An 18,923-nucleotide genomic window follows, 5' to 3' on the forward strand; every position below is an offset into this window, starting at 1 on the left:
CTCCGCTCCGTGATATGGACGCGTCAAGCGGTCAGCTCAGTAAGTGGTGCCACAAGAACTGCACGGTTCCCTTGGGCAGCGGCGCACGCTCCCATGCGGAGACCACGCTCCCCAATTGCGTGAAGGCCCGGCTGGACGGAGCCTTGGGAAAGAGATCTCCTACCGCCCGTTGTTCGGTCACCGACAGCGGCAAGTAATCATCGAGCGGAATGAAGCCGATCGCGTCGAGCGAAAGGTGCAGGAATCGCTCGGCGGCCCGGTCCAGTTTTCTGAACACGTGCGCGGCCTCGCGTTGGTTTTTCACCATGTTGATCAGCACCCGGAATCGCCGTTCGCGGTGCTGACGGGACAAGACTTTCATCAGCGCATACGCATCGGTCAGAGACGTCGGCTCCGGCGACACCACGACGATGATTTCATGGGCGGCGCTCGCGAAGAATGTCACATTGGACGAGATGCCGGCTCCTGTGTCGATCAACAACACGTCATACGATTGCACGAGGGCTTCGAGTTCGTCCTGCAACAGCATCAGTTGGGATTCGTTCAGCGCGGTCAGCTGGGGCGTTCCCGAACTTGCCGGTAGAATCTTGATGCCTGCGGGTCCTTCCATCAGAATATCCGTCAACCGTTTCGTCCCCGCCAACACGTGTTCGATGGACCACTGTGGGACCAGCCCCAACAACACATCCAGATTGCCCAATCCCAGATCGGCGTCGAGAATCACGACGCGCTTCCCTTCACGGGCAAGAGCCAGACCGAGGTTCGCCACGACGTTGGTTTTTCCCACTCCCCCCTTCCCGCTCGTCACGCTGATCACCTGCACCGGCACCCGCTGCCCCGCTGCCGCAGAGGCTTCAGGCCCGTACTCCTGCACCGTATGACTCATGCACCGTCCTCCTTCAGCCATTTCCGTTTTCCCACTACACCGACATCTTCACAGGCTCGAACCCGATGCTCTCGCTGACGATCCTCATGATGCGATCCGGCGCCATGCCTTCCTCGCGAAGAGTTCCATCGAGCAACAGATCGGCCAAACGGGATCCAGAGGCCACTTCCAGATCGTACGGAACGCGCGGGCCCGTCCCAAAATACGAAAAGGGGATCCCGGTCCGCTGATGAACGGTCAGAAGACTGCCCACTCCCGACGCTTCATCCAGCTTGGTGAACAGCAGACGCCGGACCGGACACTCTCCGCATCGGCGTACCGTGGCGAGCAGATCCTCCTCCCGCGTCGTGGCCGACAGGACCAGATGGGTCTCCACGACATAATCGAGCGTCGTGAGCCACCGGATTTCATTCAGGAGATCCGGGTCCACGGCGTTTCGTCCACCTGTGTCGATCAAAATGACGTCTGCACCGGACAGTCGGTTGATGCTCTGCACGGCATCCTGTTTGGTCAGCGCGGTTTCCATTTGGATCTCGAGCGTGTTCGCATAGCCCCGCAGCTGCTCGACCGCCGCATGGCGGTAGGTATCCAGCGTCATCAGCGCCACAGTGCGCCGCCCTTCCGATCGGTAGCGCGTGGCCAACTTCGCGATCGTGGTCGTCTTGCCGACACCCGCGGGTCCGAAAAACACCACGATGGTTCTCTCGCCGTCGGCGGTCTGCAATGGAGTGCCGTCCTTCATCTCCTGTCTTGTCAGCTCTCGCATCACCGGTCGGATCCGATGCACGTCCTGTCGTTGATCGTCGGGCAGCCGGTCGTACACCCGTTGCACAAACAAGGCCGCCGTCTGAGGCGCAAGGCTTCTGCCGATGAGATCCCGGTATAAGGTCGTCATCGGGACGGGAATATGCCCGGGCGTTTCGATCGCATCTTCCTGATAGGCGGCGAGAAGATGTTGATGCAGCCCCCGCAGTTCGGCCCTGACGCGACTCATCTGCAGAGACCCTCCCACATGAGGACGGGGAGACTTGGCGCCCGGCGGCGGAGGGGCCGCTGGTCGTGACGGCGTCAATTTTGGCGCCGGGTCGTCAGGAACCAGACCACGCAAGGTTTGTTCGAAGCGCGACTGAGGAACCACGGAAGGATCCGCGACGACATCCCGCTGGATCGATCCGCTCAGAGCGGGCGGTACCCGAGCGGCTTCGGATCGAGGCGAGGGACGGTCCACTGCTGCGGTGACCTCGATCAACTGTCGGCCGAACCATTTGGTGATCACGCCGCGTTGCCGCACGTCCTTTGTCGAAAGAATGACCGCATCGGGACCGAGTTCGGCCTTGATGGCATGAATGGCTTCCTGCATTGTGTATGCGTGAAACACCTTGACGTGCATGGGTGCCCTTTCCGTTACGCGCCGCCGGGTTCAAGACGGACGGTTTCAATCGCTTGTAACTTCACGGTGCTGTCCACTTCGTTCAATCCGAGCACGGGCACGGAATGCAGCACCCGGTCGGTCAACCGGCGCAAATACCGCCTGGTGCCCGGCGAGCACAGCACGACCGGCTGATGGCCCTTCGTCGCAACTCGTTCCGCGGCCTGTTTCAATGCGACGAGCACCTGCTGGGGCAGCGTCGGATCGATCGGAACCGTCGTCCCATTTTGTCCAGGAACGGCCTGATCGGCCAACGTGCGATCCAAGCGCGGATCCAAGCTGATGATCGACAAGGTTCCGTCGGGTCCGAGATACTGCCGGGTAATCGTCCTCGACAGGGCCTGTCTCGCGGCTTCGGTCAACATGTCCGTGTCCTTCGTGGTCTGTGCTTGGTCGGCTACGGCCTCCAGGATGGTTCGAAGGTCGCGGATCGGAACGCCTTCGCGCAGGAGATTGGCCAGTATCCGCACGACGCTGCCGAGCGACAAAACGGTGGGGATCAGCTCCTCCACGAGCTTGGGATGGACTTTCGCCATTTCATCAAGCAGGCCCTGCACTTCCTGGCGACCGACCAGCTCGTAGGCGTGGCGTTTGATGACCTCGGACAGATGCGTGGCAATGGCCGAACTGGAGTCCACCACCGTGTACCCGGACATCTGAGCCTGTTCACGTGTGGTTTCAGGAACCCACAGGGCCGGCAGTCCAAACGCCGGTTCTTTGGTGGGAATGCCCTGGAGCGTGCCGCGCTGCGCGGTTCCGGGATCGATGGCCAGCATGTGTCCCGGAAGAATCTCCGATTTCGTCAACTCGACCCCTTTCAACATGATCGCGTATTCGTTGGGTCGCAGTTGGAGATTGTCCCGAATATGGATGGGTGGAATCACAAATCCCATGCTCTCCGCGAATTGCCTGCGAAGCCCTTTGATGCGATCGAGCAGTGATCCACCATGCTGCCCCTCGACCAGCGAGATCAGTCCGTATCCCACCTGGACTTCCATCAAATCCAGCGGCGTCACGGACGTCACCGCATCCTCCGATTTCGCCTTGGCAGCCGGAGATTCGACCGGCGAAGCCATCGCGGCCTGCTGCTCGCGGCGGTAAAGATCGTAGGCCATCCAACCGACCGCTCCTCCGAATGTCAGGAAGGCCAGATGCGGGAGCCCGGGGATCAATCCCAATCCCAGCAAGATTCCGGCTGCCGTTCCCAGCGACTTCGACGACGTGAGGACTTGCCTGGTGATTTCAGATCCGAGATCGGCCTCGGAAGCGGCGCGCGTCACCACAATACCGGCCGCCGTCGAGATGATCAGCGCCGGGATCTGTGCGACCAGGCCTTCACCGACCGTCAGCAGCGTATAGGTCTGGGCCGCGGCGGACAGGGTCATCCCCTGCTGCAGCACACCGATCGTCAATCCGCCGACAATGTTCACCAGAACGATGACGACCGCGGCGATCGCATCTCCTCGGACGAATTTGCTGGCGCCGTCCATGGACCCGTAAAAATCCGCCTCATCCGCGATCAGTTTGCGCCGGCGGCGCGCTTCGGCCTCGTTGATCATGCCCGCATTCAGATCGGCATCGATGCTCATCTGTTTGCCGGGCATGGCATCCAACGTGAAGCGCGCGGCGACTTCCGCGACACGCCCCGCGCCCTTGGTCACCACCACGAAATTGATGATGACCAAGATCGTGAAGACGACGAGGCCGACCGTATAGTTGCCCCCGACCACAAAATTTCCGAATGCTCGAATGACTTCTCCCGCCGCCGTGACGCCTTCATTGCCATGCAGAAGGATCAGCCGCGTCGAGGCGATGTTGAGCGACAGCCGTAGCAGGGTCACCATGAGAAGGACGGAGGGGAACGCCGAAAAATCCAGCGGCCGTCTAATCTGGAGACCCACCAGCAGAATGATGATCGACAGCGTGATGTTGAAGCTCAGCAGGAGGTCCAGTAAAAACCGGGGAAGCGGCAGCAGCATGACCATCAGCACGGCCACGACGCCCGCCGACATGAGCACGTCGGAATGCTTGATGGTCATGGCCGTCGGAGCGGCCGCTTCCGGCATCTTCATGAACGAAGCTCCCCGTTACGGATGGCGGCCCGGCACCATGCCGCGGACGCGATAGACGAACGCCAGAATCTCGGCAACGGCGCGGTAGAGGTCCGACGGAATTTCCCGCCCGATGTCCACCAACTTGTACAGCGTCCGCGCCACGAACTTGTTTTCGATGACCACCACGCCGTTTGCTCTGCCAATCTCCTTGATCTTTTGCGCCAGATACCCGGCTCCTTTTGCGACCACGATCGGCGCAGCCATCTTGTGCTGGTCGTACCGAATGGCCACGGCCAGGTGATCGGGGTTCGTCACGATCACGTCGGCGGTTTTCACATCGGCCAGCATCCTCTTCCGCGCGAGATCGCGCTGGACGGTCCGGATTCTCGACCGGATTTGTGGATCGCCCTCGGCATCACGTTGTTCCTCCTTCACTTCCTCCTTCGTCATCCGGAGCTTTCGCTCGAACTCGAATCGCTGATAGCCGTAGTCCATCGCTGCGACGACGGCGACCGCGAGCGAAATCGAAAGAGCGGCCTTGAACATCATCCACCCGATGACCGCCAGCATTCCGTCGAGGGAATATTGTACGAGCTCGGGGAGCAGAGGGAGGTCGGCTCGGACGGCATAAAACCCCGCTCCGCCCACGCAGACCACTTTGAGGCAGCTCTTCACGAGTTCGGCCAGTGACCGCGTCGAGCAGATGCGCCCGAGGCCGGTAAGGGGATTGAGCCCCGCGAGGTTGAATCCAAGCCCTTCGGTCTTCCACAAGAACCCCGTCTGGGCCAGCGAAGCCGCGACACCGCACAGCGCGACTCCCACGATAAACGGCATGATCAACATGAGCAGATCAGATTCCGTCTTGAGCGCCATCTGCTGGACGGCATCGACCGTGAGGGTGCGGTGACCCGCGGCATCGGCGGCTGATGTCAGCCAGTCACGGAGAATGACGTTCAGTTTGGTCATGCCCGGACGGGCAAAGACGTAGAAGAGGCCGAGCGCCCCCAGCAGTGCCGCAGCAGACGAGACGTCACGGCTCACCGCCACTTCGCCGCGGGCTCGTGCCTGCGCCCGGCGTTTGGGGGTGGCCTGCTCCGTGCGTCCTTCGAGATCAGCCATGGCCCAGCACCCGCAAGAGCCCGTGGACCGTCTCATCAAGTCGGATAAATTCCGACTCGAAGAGCGAGATCGTATAGGGCAACGCCAATGCCATCACACCCAATCCGCAGGCGATCGTCAGAGGGAAACTCATGACGAACACATTCAGCTGCGGCACCGTACGGCCCAACACCCCCATCATGACGTTGAGGACGAGCACGGTGGCGAGGACCGGAGCGGATAACTTCATCGCCAGGACGAAGACCTCTTGCAGGAGCTGCAGCATATCTTCCGCCAGACCTTCGGATATATGGCCTGTAAAGGGTGCAATGGTGGCAAAGCTCCCGGCGACAGACTGCACGATGAGATAGTGCGCGTTAAGCGACAGAAACGTGAGAGACGCCAGGACGGTCTGGAAGCTCGCCACGAGCGGTGTCTGGTGCGCCGTCATCGGATCGATCAGATGGGCCACACTGAATCCCATCTGCGTTCCCATCACTTCGCCCGCCACCTCCAGCGCGGCGAACACCAGCCTCACCGCCAGGCCGATGACCAGGCCCAGCAGCACTTCGTTGACCATTCCCGCCCCGAGGACGAGCATGTCCGCCGGAAGCGACATCGGCGGCAAGAGCGGGGCCAGCATCAGGCCCAGCAGCACCACCAGTCCGACTTTGAGTTGCATGGGGATCGTGCGGCTGCCCAGCACCGGCAGCGCCGCCAGCATTCCCGCTGTCCTGAACATGACAATGAGTGCGGATTGGAATTGCGGGATGGCCATATGAATGACGTGATCCATCGGCAGGCTCAGGAGGCGCGCACATACTGAGGAATATTCGTCAGCATGCCGGTCATGAACCCGACGAGCACATCCAGCATCCAGGGAAAAAACAGCAGGGTCGCCAGAAACAGCGCCAACATCTTCGGGACGAACGTCAACGTCGCTTCGTTGATCTGCGTCATGGCTTGGAACAGGCTGACCATGAGGCCGACCAACAGGCTCAATCCCAGCATGGGCGCCGACACCCAGAATGTCGTCTCGAGTGCCTGGCGTCCGATTTGCGCCACCATATCAGGCGTCATCCTTGACCTCCTCTCATGCGCAGGCTGCAACGTCTGCCGCGAATCCCGTGGCTATGACTGAAAGCTTTTCACCATCGATCCCACGATCAGATACCAGCCGTCGGCAAGCACGAACAAAATGAGTTTGAACGGGAGCGAGATCATGACGGGCGGCAACAGCATCATGCCCATGGACATCAGCACGCTCGCCACGACCATATCGACGATGAGAAACGGTATGTAGACCAAAAACCCGATCTGGAATGCGACTCGGAGTTCGCTGAGAATGAATGCGGGAATGACGACGTGCGTCGGCACCTGTTCGGCCGAGGTTGGCTTCTCCGGCAACTTGGCCAGGTCGATGAACAGTTCGAGATCCTTATCCCGCACTTGCTTGAGCATAAAGGTGCGCAACGGCTGAATGCCTCGCTTCCATGCATCCTCATGCGTGATCCGTTCGGCAAAGAGCGGCTGGAGGGCGTCGGCATAGACCGCCTGTCCGACCGGGGCCATCACGAAAACGGTCAGGAACAAGGCCAGGCTGATCAGAACTTGATTCGGCGGCACCTGTTGCGTACCCATGGCCTGACGCAGAAACGACAGCACGATGACGATGCGCGTGAACGAGGTCATCATGATGCAGAATGCCGGAGCGAGTGAGAGAACCGTCAACAGCGCGAGGATCTGGAAGACCACCGCCGTCTGCCCCCCTCCGCTGCTCTTGCCCAGATCGATCGTGATCGAGGGACCGTCGGCAGAGAGTGCGTCTGATGTCCCACAGAGCAGCCCACCGCAGACCATCGCGGCGACCGCCGTCGCGACGAAGGTCGGATGCCGGAGAAAGCCGGCGGCCGAGGAAGATTCGTTAGAACGCCGCATGCTCACCTGTCTGTGGCGTCGCTCGATCATCGGCATGGGGGAAAGATGGTCTGGGCGCCGTGATGGCCGTTCGTGCCCAGCCCTGCCACAATCGGGTCCAAAGCGTCCCGTCGGTCAACTGGGAATGAGGCGGAGCCTGAGCAAGTGCATGTTGAATCTGTTCCGGATCGGATAGTCGCCCCAGGGGGACGATATCGTGCTGCGTGGTTCCCACGACGAGGATTTCTCCAGCCACCGAGACGAGCGACACGGTCTTTCGCGGCCCCAGGTACCCGCTTCCGATTACTCGGACCAGCGGAACCGCGGTCTGCACGGGCAAACGAGTACCCAGCAGTCGCCTGGCCACTGCGGCCAGGATCAACATCAGTGCAATGACGAGGGCCAGCGACGACAGCATTCGCGTGGCCATGTCCCACAGTTCCATCCGTTCTCCCGCCTATCCCAGTTGTTGTACGCGCTGCGCGGCACTGATGACGTCAGTGAGACGAATGCCAAATTTGTCGTTGACGACCACGACCTCGCCTTTGGCGACCAGCTTGTTGTTGACCAGGACTTCCATCGGTTCCCCTGCCAGTTTTTCGAGCTCGATCACCGACCCCTGGCCGAGTTGGAGAATTTCCCGGATGAGCATCCGCGCCGAACCAACCTGTACGGTCACCTGCATGGGAATATCGAGGATGAATTCGAGATTATTGGGCGCTCCGGCCTGCCCTCCCTTTTCGACCGGCGGAAACGAGGCAGGCTGGGCCGACTGCGGGGCAGCGCCTGCGGGCGCTCCTTGCTGGCTCACATCAACATTCGCCATACAGATCTCTCCTTGATGCCGCGTTCATCGATCCACTCCGCTCCCCGCCCGTCTGCAAACCGACCGATTGAGAAGACCGCGGTCGTCGACGGTCGCGGGACTGGCCTGACGTCCGCGCCATTCGAACGCGGACGGCGTTCCCTCCGCGCTACGGAAGCACTTTCGTGATCCGGCAGGCATGATTGCCTTTGAACACGCCGGGACTTCCCAGGAATTTCCTGCGCCCCTCAATTGAGCATTCCATCGGATCGTCCGGACGCTGATCGAGGACCACGACATCGCCGGGAGAAAAATTCAGCACGTCGCGCACCTTCACCGTCGCCGTGCCGAGCCGCACGGTCACGTTCAGGCAGCAATCCTGGAGGTTGTCGCGAAACCGGATTCCCCAACTCCCGTCATGCTCCACCTGGTCAGACACCAGGCCCGAATACAGTTTCTCTTTGATGGGCTCGAGCATCGAATACGGGTACACGACGAACAAATCGCGCGTGGTTTCCCCGAGGATGACCTGCAACGTGACGACGACTACGAGTTCGGAGGCCGTCACGACCATGGCAAACTGCGGATTGCTCTCTGAACGGACGAGATTGATCTTGACCCCCATCAACGCCTGCCAGGCGACTTCCAGGTCGGAAAACACCTGCGTGACCAATTTCTTGATCATTTGCGTCTGGATGGGCGTGAAGTCGCGGCCTTCGGGTTTGACGTGTGTCTGCCCCTTTCCACCAAAGTAATAGTCCACGATCAAGTAGACGAGGAAGGCATCCATGACGAGGAGGCCGTTGCCGCGCAGCGGATCCATATGAAACACGCTGAGCGACGATGGCAGCGGTACCTTTTTCAGGAATTCCCCGAACTTGACGATCTGAGTGCCGACGATGAGAAAGTCCACTTGATCGCGCAATGCGGAAGTCCACGACACCGATTGCCGGCGGATAAACCGGTCGTTGATCAGTTCCAGAGTCGGCATGCGCCCCCGGATGATCCGTTCCTGGTTGAAGAGATCGAACTTCTTGGTTCCGCCCGGCTCCTCCTTCGGAGCCGTGTCGACGTCGCCTGAGACCACACCCTTCAGGAGGGCATCGACCTCTTCCTGTGACAGAATTTTTTCCATCGGGTGGTTGGCGTGCTACTGAACGACGAATTCCGTGAAATAGGCGGTGCGGACCGCAGCCTTGGGAAGGAGATCGTTGACGCGTTTGGTAATCTCGTCACGCAATTGGAACTTCCCCTGCGGGGTCTTGATGCCCGCGGCATCCTTGCTGCTCAGCAGGACCAAGATGGAATCGCGAATCTGCGGAACGCGCGGACTCAGCTCGGCTCCGGGATCGGCTCCATCGACTTCAAGCTTCACGGTGAGTTTCAGATAGCGGATCTCCGGAGCATCCGCGAGGTTCACGATAAACGGCTCGAGATCGAAGATGGCTCCGGGGGCCGAGCCATGTGCTCCGGACGTCTTCACGGATGCCTCCTCATGACCGCCGGCTTTCTTTTCGGAGACGGAGTCGGTCTTTGCCTCGTCGTTCGCATGATTGCCGCCTGCGAGTTTTACTACGGCGAATGCCCCGCCCAATCCCATCACGAGCGCCACGACTGCCACGATGATCACCAATTTCATGGGAATGCCCGCTGAGGCCGGGGCTGTCGCCGGAACTTTCTCTTCTGCCGCGTCCGCCATGCCATCCTCCTCTGAGTAGACGATTGTCGCGAATTTGACTTTGTGCAATGCATGTGCCATCGGAATGTTGACGAATGCCGCGGGCAGACCTTCCAATGTCCCGCATTTGCGCGCGATTCCACGTGTGGGCACCGGGCGGACGATGGGAAGAGCGTCAGATGTTTGACGACGTCAGAAGACTGACGTGACGAACAGCGGATAGAGAGCGAATCTGAGGGAATGCGTTGCGGAGAGGAGTCCGGTGGCCCCGCCTCAAGAGCGGGGCCCGGTCTGACGAAATCCCATCCTACCGTTTTAGATTGACCAATTCCTGAAGGATCTCATCGGAGGTGGTGATGACACGCGAGTTGGCCTGAAATCCACGCTGTGCCGCAATCATGTCGATAAAACTCTCACCGAGATCGACATTCGACAGCTCCAGTGAATTGGACAGCACACGCCCCAACCCCGCGCTATCCGGCGTTCCGGTCACAGGCTGCCCCGAATTGCCCGATTGAGCGAAGGTGTTCTTCCCCGTCCTGGTCAGTCCGATCGGGTCCGGGAATCTTGCCAGCACGACCTGTGCCAGCGCCCGCAATTGGCCGTTCGAAAACCGTCCGTTGATGACACCATTGCTGTCGACGGAAAACGCCTGGAGGGCGCCGGCGGCGTATCCATCTTGCGTCTGTTGAACCAGAGCCGAATTCGAACCGAACTGCGTCGTGCCATCCAACCCCGTCCCGCCATCGGTCGTGACGCTGGTTCCGAAGTTCATGACGATCGGCTGATCCGCCGTCGCCCCGTTGAAATCGATGACCAACTGTCCGGGGACGGTTCCCGCCGTGCCGGCCGCGGTTCCCGTATCGTAACGGGTCACGACGCTCTCGCGATCGAGCGTCCCGTCGGTGGCGAAGGTCAGCGTGCCGGATCCGACCCGGACGATCCCGAGCGACGTATCGATATTGCTGGCGTCATAGTTCGCGGTCACCACATCCGACGTCGATGCCACGACGTTATAGTTCCAGGTGTTGTCTCCGAGTTTGGTGAAATAGGTAGTCAGCAGATGGCTGTTTCCCAGAGAGTCGAACGTCGTAATCGAGGTGGCGAAATCCGATGTCGCGGTGGGATTCCCGATCAGAAAATCGGTGCCGGCGGTGGCGGTGCCGGTTGTCATCGTCAGGTTTGCGGCCAAGGTATCGCCTCCGTTCGCCGTGACGAGCACGGCGCCGGTCCCCGAGGCCAGATTGTTCGTGGTGCCCGTCAAGCCGGACCTGAAGCTGAAGACGTTTGCAGGATTCACCGAAGCCGTGAATCCGGTGTAGGCGGCGGCTTTGAAGGGATCGTTCGGCACCAAGGCCCGGACGGCGTTCTGGATCGCATTCGCCAGCGGCGCTCCCGTCAAGCCGTTGGCGACTGTGATCGTCCGCACGCCGTCGCCGTTCAGATTGATATTGAACGAATTGTTGCCGCCGGCCGATGTCGTGGTGGATGCGCCGGATCCGACGATATTTCCAGTCACGCCGGTCGGACTCGTAGCAGAATTGAGATTCGCGGCTACGAAAGCCGTGGCCGTGGCCTGCGGCGAGGCCGTTGTGGTCGGCAGAGAGATATCTCCGATGGTTCCGGTGATCGTCCCCGAGGTATCCGCGAGAAACCCTTGCAATTTGAAGCCGGTCGGGTCGACCACATTGTTGTTCTTGTCCAGCCTGAACAACCCAGCGCGCGAATAGAATGTGCCGCCTTGGGAGTCCTCTACGACGAAGAAGCCGTTTCCATCGATGGCGATGTCCAGAACGTTCGACGATGTGGCGAGGGATCCTTGGGAGAAATTCCCCTGAACGGACGTCAACGCCACGCCGATGCCCGTTTGGATGGCACCGGACCCTCCGGAAATCGACGAGCTGATCAGGTCCGCGAACGATGCCTTACTGCTCTTGAACCCGACCGTACTCAGATTCGCGATGTTGTTTCCGATGACGGACAGCGCCGTTCCGTTGGCATTCAATCCGCTGACACCCGCAAACAGCGACGACAAGATTCCCATGATGACGTCCTCCTTGGTTCTCTAGACCGCCTCGATGAACTTCGACGTTCCGCATTCTCAATGAATTTTGACGATCGTCGCCGGATCGAACGCGTAGTCGCCGGCCAGTAGGGACGCCGGCTTGTCGCCGTTCGGTTGCACTCCGGTCACCGTCACCAGCGACGTGGTTGTGGCGTCCACCGTAACGCCTTTCCGATCTACCGCGGTGATCGAATACTGATATGCGCCGGGTTTCGCTTTCACCCCGTTGTTATCGTAGCCATCCCATTGTCCCTGTTGAGCACCGGCTCCTTGGGTGCCGAGTTTGAGCACCCGGACGGGCTGTTTGGCAGCGTCCAGGATTGTCACCTGCACATCGGCCGCCTGACCGGCGAGCGAGTAGTCAAATGTGGCCGACCCCGATTCCAATTGAATCGCCGATCCCGAAATGCTGACCTGGCGGCCGATCAGGGGCAGCAGCGAATACTGCTGGTTGGTCGTCTGCGCAGAGATGAGCTGTTGAAGGAGCGTCACCTGCTGTGTGCTCTGCTGGAGTTGGCTGAACTGTGCCAGCTGAGCGACAAATTCCTGATTGTCCATGGGCTTGAGCGGATCCTGGTTCTTGAGTTGGGTCACAAGGAGGTTCAGGAAATCGTTCTGACCCAACTGCTGATTGGCTGCCACCGACTGCACGGTGCCTGTGGAAGCGGCCAGTGATGTGGTGTCAACTCCGGATGTCGTACTCATGGCATTCCTCTTTCAGTAGGATCAGGCAAATATGCTCAGCGCCGTTTGCCTCAGTTGTTGCCGGAGCGGTGTCTCCGCCTGCTGCCGATCTTGCTGTGACTGCCCTCGCTGTTGCTGGCCCCGGTCATCATAGGCATGCGAGAACCAGTCTTGCCCCCCTGCCTGATGATGGTTCTGCCGGTCAACCTGCACGCGCATCTGCCCGAGTTCCAACCCGACTGAAGAGAGCTGGGAGCCGAGTTGATCCTGGCGGCTGGCCAGCATCTGACCCAGATCACCGCGCTCCGTGGTGAGATGGGCGTGCACCGTTTGGTCCGCCAGGACGACACGGACTCGGAGTTGCCCAAGGTCCGTCTGCGGGAGGTCAAGTACGACGGATTGAGCGGAGGAACCGTGAACCGACCCGGCATCCGGAGAAACTCCCGATGGCTGCGATGATGCGAGTTGAGCCTGCGGGCTCGGAGCAGGAGGCGATGGAACGGCGCCGGCTCCCGGAACTCCATGTTGCGCCGCAGGTGTAAGTTGAATACCGAACGGCTCGTCCGTCCGGCTCGACGCAAACGAAGGCAATTCCTGCTTTGAATGGAACGCCGTCTCGCCATCTTGAGTTCCAGCTCCAGTGTCGTCTTGAGGCGAAGCATTCCTCATCGAAGCGGCGATGTCCGGTGACTCGGCGGCCTTCGGAGTGATCTCGGCTGTCCCCGTCAAATCCTTGGATTCCTTGCCGGTCGCCGGCTGCTTTTCAGACATCAACGAGGCCGTCACAGAGTCCGCGGTGTTATGAGCATCCGCCAGCGGCGTGCTTGCCTCGTGCGAAGGCACGACATCCGCCGTCTGTGTCGGCATCGCCGCCCCGCTTTCCGGAGACGCCGGTTGTTGTAGGTTCGGAACGTTCACCGTCGAGCTTGTGCCAACGCCCGTGCCGCCCGTCTTGGGCTGCTCCTGACCAATGACCAGCATCGCATCGCGAGTGGATTGTGCGGTCTCGCCGTCCTTGCTTCCGGCCGATGATGCGGCTGATTGTTCCTTTGCGCGTCCCGATGGGACATCCTGAGGCACTGAACCATCAGCCGTGACGGACAGCATGGCGGCCTGTTCGTTCGCTTCCTGGACACCCTGTTGATGTAACGCTTCGCTGTCAGGATCCTGTAGCATGGGAAGTGCGCCCTCCTGACGGCTCTCCGGGGCACCAGCCGCATCGATTTGAACCTCACCCTGTCGGGTTTTTGGCTGATTCCCTGTTGTTCCCGCTTGTTGGTTCTGCGAAGAATCCCCTAGGATCGCTCCGGCCAAACTCAGCGCAAGTGCCATGGCCTCGGGAACGACATCGTTGACGGAGTCTTCGGACGTATCGGCGGCCGTTGGAGTAGATAAGGCGGACTCCGAGGTCTCGGCTGTACTCGCCGTTTCAAGCACGGACAGAAATCCCGACCCGGCTTGGTCCCCGGACAATCCCCCGCGTCCGGATGAAGCGGTGGGAGGTGCTGTTCCTCCGTCCGCGGTGCCTTTGGCCGATTGTGGAAGAACCGTCGGAACCTGCATATCATGCATCCGATCGTTCAGTGCGTAAAACGACTCGCCCGCCGCTTCATATTCAAAGCATGTGCCACGCGCACAAGTGAATCGGGATACAAGAGTTGACGCGTGATTGAGTAGTGAGAAAGAGCGGATCTGTGCCACGCTCGGCAAAAGCTTCTCTTGGCAGGGGGAAATTTCTACCGAGCGGTGAGGTCAGATCAGGGAGTCGTAAGCAGTTTCTCCGTCAGGCGGGCTGCCCGCTCCGGTCTGACAGCCGCGAGAATGGAGCCGGCGGTCTTGCCTTTCAAGAGTCTGAGGAGTTCGATCGCCTTCCGGTCCGGCATTTTTTCCAATCGTGCAGCCGCGTCTTCGGCGCCCATCGTTTCAAACATCTTGGCCAGTTGTGCCTGATGTTGATTGCGTGTTTCTGCAGCCTGCTGCTCTTTTTTGACTTGTTGGTCCGCAACAGTCTTTTCGACTTTGTCCTTGACGTCCTTCTTTCGCTTATCAGCCGCCTCGATTTTTGTCAGAATTCGTTCGAGTTCGGACTTCAGCATGAGTAGGCGTTCCTCCGCCTGTTTGACGCTCTCCTCCCGTTTGTCGAGGTCCTGTTTGCGGAGATCCAGCATAGCCAAGACCTCGCGTGGGGCATCCAACGCGGCTCCTGGCGCCTGCGAAGACTCATCTCCTTTCGACATCACTGTCCCAGACGCGTCCGTCGCCCGGACTCGCTCCGGGGGCGGAGCCAGCGGATCAACCTCAGCGGGTTTCGCGCGTCTTGCCTGCGCCGGGGCCGAAGGCAGGGCAGGCGGAGTCAGCGACGAGGGGACCGAGGGACCGGTGTTCGAAGAAGCCTGGACAAGATATTCAATTCCCCACGAGGAAAGGACGGCCATGGAGACCAGGCTACCCACAACGATCGGCCGGATGGAGGCAAACAATGCAGGGCGCGGTGCCGCCGCTTGACGGTTCAGATGTCGGTCCGCCGTTCTCATGCGACATCCTTTCTCTGGTGATGTTGACGGCCGGCGACTTCGTCCATTGCCTGCTGAGCCCTGCGATCAGCCTGGCGGGCTAATTCCACCGCCTCACGCTCTTCAAGCAATTCGACTTTCTTTCGCTCGCGCGAGGCATCCAGCAGCTCGCCGCGCTTTTGCCGCAACGCCTCATGAATCAACGCTTCACGCTCTCTCGTACGACAGATCGCCGAGGCCAGTGCATCCATCGACGCCACGTGATCGCAGGCCTCGGCGTGCGTCATGCCCTGGCGGGCTCTGGCGAGAAAGTCTTGTGCCTGCCGCTCTTCATCCGCTTCCAGACGGGTCCGAACAGCCTGTACCGCTTCCAGCGACTTGACCAGCTCCGCGCATTCGAACTGGATGCGGTCTTCCATTTGCGCGCGGTAGGTCTTGATGATGCCGAGATTCATCGTGTGGCCTGCTCCAATTTCATGAGGGCATCGACCGATCCGGTCCAGTCGGAGGGCATGCCGGCGTCCTGGCGGAGAAACTCGTTCACCGCCTCGGACGCCGCCACCGCCTGATCGAGCCGCTTGTTTGCCCCAGGCTTGTACGCACCTAGGGTAATCAAATCCTCCGACCGTCTGTAGATGGCCGTCAATTCGACAATGCGCCGCGCTGCAGCATACTGCTCGGCAGGTATGATGTCGCGCATGACCCGGCTGGCGCTGCCGAGTATGTCGATCGCGGGGAAATGATTGCGCGCAGCCAAATCACGTGACAGAACGATGTGGCCGTCTAAAATGGATCGCGCGCTCTCCGCGATCGGATCGGACAGTTCGTCTCCATCGACCAATACGGTGTACAGGCCCGTGATCGATCCCGTTCCACGGCCCGTTCCGACTCGTTCGAGGAGTTTGGGCAAGAGAGCGAATACCGACGGCGTATAGCCTTTGGTCGTGGGCGGCTCTCCCGTTGCCAGTCCGATTTCCCGCTGGCCATAGGCCAGACGCGTCAGCGAATCCATCATCAGCAAGACTTGTTTGCCGCAATCCCTGAAATATTCTGAAATCGTCGTGGCCAACAACGCCCCCCTGATCCGGACAAGTGGAGGTTGATCGGACGTGGCCACTACGACGATCGACCGTGCCAGCGCCTGAGGCGTCAGATCTCGCTCCAGGAATTCCTTCACCTCCCGACCTCGTTCTCCGATGAGGGCGATCACGTTGACGTCCGCGGTCGTGTACCGTCCGATCATTCCCAGGAGCACGCTCTTGCCCACCCCCGAGGTCGCGAAGATGCCCATGCGCTGGCCGATCCCGCATGTGAGCAGTCCGTTGATGGCGCGCACGCCGAGATCGAGCGGCTGCACAATTCTGGAGCGTTGAAGAGGATCGGGGGGCATGGCGTGCAGCGGATAGGTCTGGTCGCCGGCGATTGGTCCGCGGCCGTCGATCGGTTCGCCCAGCCCGTTCAGGATCCGGCCAAGCAGTTGCGGCCCGACCGGCACTTCTCCCGGATGCCCTTTCATGATGAGGCGGCTGTCGGGACCGATTCCCCGGGTGTCCCCGAGCGGCATCAGGAGAATGCGATCTCCGCGGAATCCAACCACTTCCGCAGGGACCGACGCCAGTCCGTTCTCGCGGGTGATTTCGCACATTTCTCCTATGGACGTGACGGGCCCATAGCCTTCGATCACGATGCCGACGGCCTGTGCCACCCGGCCGTGTATGGCCAGTGTGTCGGTCCGTTCCAATGCTTCAGCCGCGTTCACGTGCACCTCTCGCTTGTATGGCGTCACCCAGCCGTTTGAGTTGCATATCCAGCGTGGCATCGATCAAACGATTGGCCGTGTGCAGCACACATCCGCCCGGGGCAATACGCGGATCCGACGCGCAGATGATCGTGACCGGACGGTCACGTTCGCCGGTCAAATGTGGCTTGGCCGCTTCGACGGTCGGCAGGTCCGTCGGGTGCACGGTGATCTGGACGACCGCACTGCCGGCGACATGCACCAACGCCGCCCGAACCTGTTCAAGAACCAGTTCTCTCGTCGTTTCCCCCGCCTGACGCACGATCTTGGTGGCGATGCTGAACGCGAGGGAGGCCACCTCCTGTTCGGCTGATTGCTGAACCCTGCGGCAGAGATCCTCGAGTGTGCGTGTCACCGATGTCAGCACAATGCGCTCCTGTTCGCGCGTCGAGTCTTGGGCCTGAGTCACGCGACGTTCACCCTCACGCAGACCACGTTCGTAATCGGTGAGCCCGTCCGGCCCCTCGATACGTCCGCCGTTACCGAAATCCGCAAGAGCGAGATGTTGGAAACGGATGGTCCCGCTCCGGACCAGCTCGTGCTTCAGCACGGCGTTCTCCTGTCTCAGCCGTCTGAGATCCGCAAGCCGCTTGACCGTCAGAGCGACCACATCGGCTTGAAACGGTTTCGTCAAAAAATCCGCCGCACCTGCTTTCATGGCCTCGACGGCGACATCCACACTCCCGTATCCGGTCATCGTGACGGCCGTCAATTTGGGATCCGATTGGAAGGCCTGTTTCATCAGACTGATGCCGTCCGTATCGGGAAGTTTGATATCCGTGATCAACAGGTCGACAGGAGAATTCTGCAGCATGGTAAGCGCTTCCGCGCCGGATGCGGCCTGCGTCATGGAATATCCGTGCTGTTCGAGAATCCTCATGAGCAGACCTCGTATGGAAACTTCATCATCCACGACCAAGATCGTACGCAGCGCGCCGTCCGGCGAGGTCCCTCGGCCGATGGTTGACGACGAGGCACCGAGATCCTCAGCCACGGACCTCACACCAATTCCTCTCCCGCACCGCTCACCGCGATGCGTCCCTCCTCCTCGAGTTTCCGGCATACCTTCAGGATGTTTTGCTGCGCCTTTTCAACATCGCTGACCTTGACAGGACCGCGCGCCTCCATGTCCTCCTTCAACATCTCTGCGGCTCGACTGGACATGTTCTTGAAGAACTTCTCTTTGACTTCCTGACCCGCGCCGCGCAGCGCAAGGGGCAGATCGTCCTTGCTCACTTCCTTCATCAGTTCCTGCATGCCGCGATCGTCCAGTTTGATGAGATCGTCGAAGACGAACATCAGAGCCCTGATGCTGTCGGCGAGTCCCTGATTTCGCTCGGCAATCTTGGTCATGATGCCGCCCTCGGTGGTTTTGTCCAACCGTGTCAGAATATTCGCGATGACCTCGGTGCCGCCCACACTGGTGGCTTGTGCGCCCGTGTTGGCCAGCAGAGTGTGCTGGAGCGATTGGCTCAGTGCCTCCAACACATCGGGTTGCACTTCCTCCATGGTCGCCAACCGCATGGCGGTATCGGCCCTCAGCCCTTCGGGAAGCCCGGCCAGGACCTGGCTGGCTTGCTCGATGTCCAGATGGGCGAGAATGACGGCGACGGTCTGCGGATGCTCGACCTTGAGCATCTGTCCCAACGCCTTGGCGTCGATCCATTTGAGCGCCTCGATGCCCGGATAGGTTTTCGTGTTGATCGTTTCGAGCATCCGCGCCGCCTTCTCCGGCCCGAGCGCCTTCACGAGGATCGCCTTGATGTATTCCTTCCCTTCGAATTGCACCTCACCGCTCTCGCTCGCGTGTTCGAATTCCTGCATCACGAGGTCTTCCTCTTCCTTCGTGATATTCGCGGTATCCTTCATATAGCCGCCGAGCTTCCGGATCTCCTTCGGCCCCAATGACTTCATGACCTGGGCGGCGGCATCCTCGCCGATCGCGCGCAACAGGATCGCCGCCTTTTGTTCGCCCGTCAGTTCTTTCGTCACTCCG

The 18,923-nt window shown here is 60.3% G+C and carries 19 protein-coding genes; all 19 read right to left on the reverse strand.

The window, feature by feature from the left end:
* Positions 1–31 precede the first annotated feature (31 nt).
* Positions 32–886: a MinD/ParA family protein gene (locus W02_RS09395; protein ID WP_173047046.1), complete on the reverse strand. Its 855-nt coding sequence runs from the start codon at positions 884–886 to the stop codon at positions 32–34.
* Between the two features lie 34 nt (positions 887–920).
* Entirely contained in the window at positions 921–2,276 is a 1,356-nt protein-coding gene (gene flhF, locus W02_RS09400; RefSeq protein ID WP_173047048.1) for a flagellar biosynthesis protein FlhF, read from the reverse strand.
* 14 nt (positions 2,277–2,290) lie between these two features.
* Positions 2,291–4,381, reverse strand: a complete 2,091-nt coding sequence (flhA, locus tag W02_RS09405; protein WP_370467980.1) for a flagellar biosynthesis protein FlhA — start codon at positions 4,379–4,381, stop codon at positions 2,291–2,293.
* A gap of 21 nt (positions 4,382–4,402) precedes the next feature.
* Entirely contained in the window at positions 4,403–5,488 is a 1,086-nt protein-coding gene (gene flhB / locus W02_RS09410) for a flagellar biosynthesis protein FlhB (protein WP_173047052.1), read from the reverse strand.
* The gene (gene fliR / locus W02_RS09415; protein WP_173047054.1) at positions 5,481–6,263 is read right to left on the reverse strand and encodes a flagellar biosynthetic protein FliR; all 783 of its coding nucleotides are present in this window, start codon (positions 6,261–6,263) and stop codon (positions 5,481–5,483) included. The genes flhB and fliR overlap by 8 nt, the downstream gene beginning before the upstream one ends.
* 8 nt (positions 6,264–6,271) lie before the next feature.
* Complete coding sequence (gene fliQ, locus W02_RS09420; protein WP_173047056.1) at positions 6,272–6,547, reverse strand: flagellar biosynthesis protein FliQ; 276 nt, start codon at positions 6,545–6,547, stop codon at positions 6,272–6,274.
* Positions 6,548–6,598: 51 nt separating this feature from the next.
* Entirely contained in the window at positions 6,599–7,327 is a 729-nt protein-coding gene (fliP, locus tag W02_RS09425) for a flagellar type III secretion system pore protein FliP (RefSeq protein WP_173051424.1), read from the reverse strand.
* A gap of 64 nt (positions 7,328–7,391) precedes the next feature.
* On the reverse strand, positions 7,392–7,814 hold the full coding sequence (locus W02_RS09430; protein WP_173047058.1) for a flagellar biosynthetic protein FliO: 423 nt from the start codon (positions 7,812–7,814) through the stop codon (positions 7,392–7,394).
* Positions 7,815–7,841: 27 nt separating this feature from the next.
* Positions 7,842–8,210, reverse strand: a complete 369-nt coding sequence (gene fliN, locus W02_RS09435) for a flagellar motor switch protein FliN (protein ID WP_173047060.1) — start codon at positions 8,208–8,210, stop codon at positions 7,842–7,844.
* Between the two features lie 148 nt (positions 8,211–8,358).
* A complete protein-coding gene (gene fliM / locus W02_RS09440) occupies positions 8,359–9,324 on the reverse strand; it encodes a flagellar motor switch protein FliM (protein ID WP_173047062.1) in 966 nt (321 codons plus the stop codon).
* Between the two features lie 15 nt (positions 9,325–9,339).
* Positions 9,340–9,888: a flagellar basal body-associated protein FliL gene (gene fliL / locus W02_RS09445; protein ID WP_173047064.1), complete on the reverse strand. Its 549-nt coding sequence runs from the start codon at positions 9,886–9,888 to the stop codon at positions 9,340–9,342.
* Between the two features lie 286 nt (positions 9,889–10,174).
* Positions 10,175–11,911 carry a flagellar hook protein FlgE gene (locus W02_RS09450; RefSeq protein WP_173047066.1) on the reverse strand — a complete coding sequence of 579 codons (1,737 nt, stop codon included), beginning with the start codon at positions 11,909–11,911 and terminating at the stop codon, positions 10,175–10,177.
* Between the two features lie 57 nt (positions 11,912–11,968).
* A complete protein-coding gene (locus W02_RS09455) occupies positions 11,969–12,637 on the reverse strand; it encodes a flagellar hook assembly protein FlgD (protein WP_173047068.1) in 669 nt (222 codons plus the stop codon).
* Between the two features lie 21 nt (positions 12,638–12,658).
* A complete protein-coding gene (locus W02_RS09460; protein ID WP_173047070.1) occupies positions 12,659–14,179 on the reverse strand; it encodes a flagellar hook-length control protein FliK in 1,521 nt (506 codons plus the stop codon).
* A 194-nt stretch (positions 14,180–14,373) separates the two neighbouring features.
* Positions 14,374–15,150 (reverse strand): MotE family protein, encoded by a 777-nt coding sequence (locus tag W02_RS09465; RefSeq protein ID WP_173047072.1) that lies wholly within the window; start codon positions 15,148–15,150, stop codon positions 14,374–14,376.
* Positions 15,147–15,584: a flagellar export protein FliJ gene (locus W02_RS09470; RefSeq protein WP_173047075.1), complete on the reverse strand. Its 438-nt coding sequence runs from the start codon at positions 15,582–15,584 to the stop codon at positions 15,147–15,149. The genes W02_RS09465 and W02_RS09470 overlap by 4 nt, the downstream gene beginning before the upstream one ends.
* A complete protein-coding gene (locus W02_RS09475) occupies positions 15,581–16,888 on the reverse strand; it encodes a FliI/YscN family ATPase (RefSeq protein ID WP_232068701.1) in 1,308 nt (435 codons plus the stop codon). The genes W02_RS09470 and W02_RS09475 overlap by 4 nt, the downstream gene beginning before the upstream one ends.
* Complete coding sequence (locus W02_RS09480; RefSeq protein WP_173047079.1) at positions 16,875–17,930, reverse strand: response regulator; 1,056 nt, start codon at positions 17,928–17,930, stop codon at positions 16,875–16,877. Before W02_RS09480 ends, W02_RS09475 begins: the two co-directional genes overlap by 14 nt.
* Entirely contained in the window at positions 17,927–18,919 is a 993-nt protein-coding gene (gene fliG / locus W02_RS09485; protein ID WP_173047081.1) for a flagellar motor switch protein FliG, read from the reverse strand. The genes W02_RS09480 and fliG overlap by 4 nt, the downstream gene beginning before the upstream one ends.
* Between the last annotated feature and the right edge of the window lie 4 nt (positions 18,920–18,923).

Source organism: Nitrospira sp. KM1, assembly GCF_011405515.1.
In the GTDB taxonomy this organism is placed as follows: domain Bacteria; phylum Nitrospirota; class Nitrospiria; order Nitrospirales; family Nitrospiraceae; genus Nitrospira_C.